This is a genomic window from Pseudomonas sp. P5_B2, assembly GCF_056400445.1.
This window is the reverse complement of record NZ_JBFULH010001049.1, coordinates 1-1,079: the sequence shown is the minus strand read 5'-3', so window position 1 is coordinate 1,079 and position 1,079 is coordinate 1. Positions and strand designations below refer to the sequence as shown.

Sequence of the window (1,079 nt, the reverse complement as noted above, 5' to 3'; positions counted from 1 at the left end):
CCAGAACATCGGCAAACCGGTCAGGGCGCCCATGGTGGCGATGGTCAGGCCGAGAATTGCAATGGCTGGCGTGGTCGCAAAGTTCACCGCAATCAGCAGACCGACCGCGCCCATCAACATTGGCACCACCAAATGCCAGCGGCGTTCTTTGCGCAAGTCAGCCGAACGGCCGACCAGCAACATGAACACTGCCGCCAGCAGATAGGGAATCGCACTCAACCAGCCAATCACCAGGTTATCGCTGAAACCGAGGTTCTTGATGATCGACGGCAACCAGAAGTTGATCGCGTATACGCCGCTCTGGATGCAGAAATAGACCAGGCCGAACGCCCAGATCGCCGGGTTCTTGAACACTGCCAACAGCGAATCGGTGGTGGTTTTCGGTTTGTTCGCCAGGTCTTGCGCGTGATCGGCTTCCAGCACCGCGCGTTCAAACGGGGTCAGCCATTTGGCGTTGGCGTAGCTGTCGCTCAGCAGGAAATAGGCGAGGGCGCCGAGGATGACGGTCGGAATGCCTTGCAGCAGGAACATCCACTGCCAACCCGCCAGACCCGCCTGGCCTGCGCCGAAGTGATTGAGGATCCAGCCGGAAAACGGACTTCCGAGCAGGCCGGACACCGGAATCGCCGACATGAACAGCGCCATGATGCGGCCACGGCGAAAGGTCGGGAACCATTGCGAGAGATACAGCACCACGCCCGGGAAGAACCCGGCTTCCGCCGCCCCGGTGAACAGGCGCAACGTATAAAACTCGGTCGGTGTCGTGACGAATAGCAAGCAAGTCGAGAGCGTGCCCCAGACGATCATCATCAGCGCAATCCAGCGCCGTGGGCCGAATTTGGTCAGGGCCAGATTGCTCGGCACGCCGCACAGCACGTAGCCGATAAAGAAAATTCCGGCACCGAGGCCGTACACGGTTTCGCTGAATTTCAGGGCGTCGAGCATCTGCAGTTTGGCAAATCCAACGTTCACCCGGTCGAGGTAGTTGAACAGGTAGCAGATGAAGATGAAGGGGATCAAACGCAGGGTAATGCGTTTGTAAACGGCGTGTTTCTCGTCAACGATGGCCTGGGTAGCGG

The 1,079-nt window shown here is 58.9% G+C and carries 1 protein-coding gene; it reads right to left on the bottom strand.

Translation table 11 applies throughout. The features are described from left to right. Positions 1 to 1,079: MFS transporter (locus AC1DRJ_RS29065; protein ID WP_477805167.1), on the bottom strand; the 1,079-nt coding region annotated here is incomplete at both ends.